The following is a 3916-nucleotide window of genomic DNA, read 5'->3' on the forward strand; positions in this document are numbered from 1 at the left end:
CACGCTGAAGGGGGCCTTGTTGGCGCTCTTGCCCTTGATGGCGTTTTCAAGGGCGGCACGGAAATCATCACGGTTCATCAGTTCGGCCATTTGGGGGCTCCTGTGGGCAGCGAGTTCAAGGTTGGGGGACGGCGTGGCGTGGTCCGGAGAGGTGAGCGGGCTAGACAGCCCAACCCGGTAAATCCGATACCTTGAATCTGATTGTATACTATCTGCCGTTTTTGTGAAGACGGTATACAACTCTTTCGGAAATAAAAAAAACGAGGCTTTGGGAGGCCTCGTTTTTCGTCGCGCGCGGTGTCGCTACCGCCAGAGGAACATGGCGCAAACGGTGGATACGCCCAGCCCGATCAGCACCGGCACCAGCAAGGCGCGCACCGCGTCGAGCACCGGCACGCGGGCAAAGCCGGCCACCGCGATCAGCGAGGACCAGGCGATCAACGTGCCGCCGCCCGTCCACACGGCCCCCATCTGCCCGATTGCCGCCAGGGTGGCGGAATCGAAGCCCACCACCGGACCCAGCGCGCCGGCCAGCGTGCCGGTCAGCGGCAGGCCGGCGAAGCCGGAGCCGTCGATGCCGGTGATCATGCCCACCAGCAGCACACCGAATGCGACCAGCACGTGGTTGTCCGGGATCATGTGCTGGTACGCCTGGATCAGCTCGAACAGCAGGCTGGGCGCCTTGCCGGCGCCGACACCCAGGATCTGCGCCGCGGTTTCGCCGGCGCCGACGAAGAAGAAGCCGGCAATCGGCAACACCGAGCCCATCGCCTTGAAGGCGAAGACGAAGCCGTCCGTAATGTGCTCCGGACATACGTCGAGCATCTTGCGGGGGCCTTCGGCGGCCAGCGTGGCCAGCATCATCAGCACCGCCGCAACCCCGCCAACCAGCGCTGCGGCATCGCCGCCCTTGAGTTCGGGCAGGCCGCTGCCCATCTTGGGCACCACCATCACCGCTACCACCGCCAGGAACGCGAGCGGCGTCACCACGGCAAAGCACTTCGACCACTTGACCCGGCGCAACGCCACCATGGCCAGGCTTCGCTCGATATTGGAATCGGTGGCCAACGGCTCGTCGTGCTYGGTGCCGCGCGCGATCTCGGCCTTGTCGAAGGTGCCGGACTGCTCGAAGCGCTCGTCGGCGCCGCTTGCGCGGGCTTGCCAGTTGGCGATCGCGGCCGGCAGCAGGATGGCGGAAACCAGCGGCACCGCCGGCGTGGGCCAGAAAAACAGCGAAATCACATAGGTAATGCCAGCCAGGATAAAGAAGGCGGAATGGCCGTTCTTCATCACCAGCCGGAACGGCTCAACCATCCGGATATCCGAGCGCAGCGTCTTCAGCGAATTGAGCAGCGCTGTCATGAAGGCGATGACCAGGAAGATGTTGAACAACTCCTTGGCCGCCACCAGGCTTGCCGAAAATATCCCTCCCAGCGCGGAGACCGGGCTGCCGGTCAGCGCGAACACCACCAGGAACGTACCCAGAATCGACGGTACGACCACGTTGGCCCGCAGGATCATGGTCAGGACGATCACCGCCACGCCCAATAGGTAGATCCAGTGTGCCGCGCCAATCACCACTTCGTGTTGCATGAATTCCCCTTGGATCTTTGTCTGTAGAGACCATCGTGTCTGGAGCTATGGCTGCCCCATGAACGTATACTATATTCTTAACTTAGATCAAAACAAGCAGAATCTTCTTGGGGTAGGGAATCCCCCCAAATCGGTGCAAACCCTTATATTTCCGCGCCATAAGCGGGATTCCAGGCACCTTTTGGGAGCTGGATGTTAGTTGAGAACCCAGAATGGATGCCTTCTTTCTGCAAATTATGTAGACTGTATACCGTTAAAGACAGGCAGCAGCTTCCTACCGATCGATTACGCAGGCATCACACAAGACATACATGACGATTTCCACCCTCCTTCCCGCCGGCGTAACGGCCTGGCAATTTGGCATGATGGGCGCCCTGATCCTGGTGGGCGCCTGCCTGCAGGGCGTAGGCGGGATCGGCTTCTCCATGGTGTCGGCGCCGGTCGCGGTGCTGTTCTTCCCGCAACTGGCGCCCGGCCCCCTGCTCGCCATGGGTGGCCTCGTCTCCTTGCTTGGTGCACTACGCGAGTTCCGTGCCATTGCCTGGCGCACGGCGGGCAATGCCCTTCTGGGCCGCGCCGCAGGCACGGTGGTGGCAGTGGCTGCGATGACGCAATTGCCGGCGGAACTGCTGGCGTTGGTGTTCGCGCTGTCGATCCTGGCCGCGGTGGCGCTCAGCCTGCTGGGCTGGCGGGTGCAGGCTTCCGGACTGAATATGGCCTTCGCCGGCGCGGCCTCCGGCTTCATGGGCACGGTCACCTCGGCCGGCGCCCCGCCCTTTGCCATCGTCATGCAGCATCTGCCGCCGCCGCAGTTGCGCGCCACCATTGGCTGCATCCTTTGCGCCGGTGCGGCCTTCTCGCTGGCCATGCTGTCCGCCGCCGGCCGCTTTGGGCTGAGCGACCTCTGGCTCAGCCTGAGCCTGTCGCCCATGCTGCTGGTCGGCTTTGCCGTCTCGAACCGCCTCAAGAACCGCTTCTCGGCCAAGGCCGTGCGCAAGCTGCTGCTGGCGCTCTGCACCGCCGGCGCGATCGGCGTGCTGGTCAAGCTCGCCCTGCCCGCCTGAAACCCCGCGCCCGAAATCTCCCATCCTCTCCCGCTAATCCAGGAAACACACCATGTTGCATATCACCGACGAGATGATCGACCGCCACGTCAGCGCCGCCGACGCCCAGCAAGTGATGCTGGACGCCTTCCGCAGCTTTGGCGAAGGCAAGGCCGCCATGCAGGAGCGCATCCGCACCGAGGCGGGCGGCGTCAAGCTGTCCACGCTCGGGGCGGTGATTCCCGAGCAGCAGGTGGCGGGCGCCAAGGTCTACACCACCATCAAGGGGCAGTTTTCCTTTGTCATCCTGATTTTCTCGACGGAGGACGGCCGGCCGCTGGCCTCCTTCGATGCAGGCGCCATTACCCGGCTGCGCACCGCGGCCTGCTCGGTGCTGGCCGCCCGCCACCTGGCCCGGCCGGACGCGGCAGTGCTCGCGCTGTTCGGCGCCGGCACGCAAGGCGTGCAACATGCCCGCCAACTGGCCGCCACCCTGCCGCTCAAGCGCATCCTGCTGTCCGACCCGTATGCGGATGCCGCCACGCCCGAACGCCTGGCGCAGTGGTGCGGCATCCCCGTCGCCTTCGCTGAACCGGACCAGGCTGTGGCGCAAGCCGACATCGTGGTCACCGCGTCACGCTCCACCACGCCGCTGTTCTCCGGCCAGGCGCTCAAACCCGGCGCCTTTGTCGCGGCGATCGGATCGAGCCTGCCGCACACCCGCGAACTGGACGATGTGGCGCTCTCGCGCGCCAGCAAGCTAGTGGTGGAATGGCGCCCGCAATCGATGCGCGAAGCCGGCGATATCGTGCTGGCCGACCCCGCCGCGCTGCCCGCCGACAAGGTCGTCGAACTGGCCGATGTGGTCACCGGCCGCGTGCAACCACGCGGCAGCAACGCCGACATCCTGATCTACAAGTCGGTGGGGGTCGGTCTGGAAGACGTGGCGCTGGCGGGCTTCGCCTACAGGCAGATCGCCGCGGCGGGTGAAGCCAGAGCCGCGTGAGCGCGAGGCCGGATGCGCGATCGCTCGCCTTGGCAAGTTTGGCCCAAAAAGCTCTTTCGCAAAACTGCAGATAGTATACAATATTCACATGGATCCCGGATTTGGCTGGTTTCTGCGGCCGAGACCTCCGGACCACGCCACGCCGTCCCCCAACCTTGAACTCGCTGCCCACAGGAGCCCCCAAATGGCCGAACTGATGAACCGTGATGATTTCCGTGCCGCCCTTGAAAACGCCATCAAGGGCAAGAGCGCCAACAAGGCCCCCTTCAGCGTG

The 3916-nt window shown here is 64.4% G+C and carries 3 protein-coding genes and 2 pseudogenes; 3 read left to right on the forward strand and 2 right to left on the reverse strand.

Going from position 1 to position 3916, the window contains the following annotated elements; translation table 11 throughout:
* Both AC1DN0_RS40795 and AC1DN0_RS40800 read right to left on the reverse strand, forming a co-directional pair.
* Positions 1-90, reverse strand: a pseudogene (locus tag AC1DN0_RS40795) (TenA family transcriptional regulator); the annotation flags it as partial.
* 213 nt (positions 91-303) lie between these two features.
* Positions 304-1593 carry a hypothetical protein gene (locus AC1DN0_RS40800; RefSeq protein ID WP_477146593.1) on the reverse strand — a complete coding sequence of 430 codons (1290 nt, stop codon included), beginning with the start codon at positions 1591-1593 and terminating at the stop codon, positions 304-306.
* A gap of 311 nt (positions 1594-1904) precedes the next feature.
* On the opposite strand from AC1DN0_RS40800, the gene AC1DN0_RS40805 reads away from it, so the two are divergent.
* The 3 genes and pseudogenes from AC1DN0_RS40805 to AC1DN0_RS40815 form a co-directional block, all read left to right on the forward strand.
* Positions 1905-2657, forward strand: a complete 753-nt coding sequence (locus tag AC1DN0_RS40805) for a sulfite exporter TauE/SafE family protein (protein ID WP_441637566.1) — start codon at positions 1905-1907, stop codon at positions 2655-2657.
* 52 nt (positions 2658-2709) lie between these two features.
* On the forward strand, positions 2710-3642 hold the full coding sequence (locus tag AC1DN0_RS40810) for an ornithine cyclodeaminase family protein (RefSeq protein ID WP_477104750.1): 933 nt from the start codon (positions 2710-2712) through the stop codon (positions 3640-3642).
* Between the two features lie 184 nt (positions 3643-3826).
* Positions 3827-3916, forward strand: a pseudogene (locus tag AC1DN0_RS40815) (TenA family transcriptional regulator); the annotation flags it as partial.

This window comes from Cupriavidus sp. 05N39, from assembly GCF_056397325.1.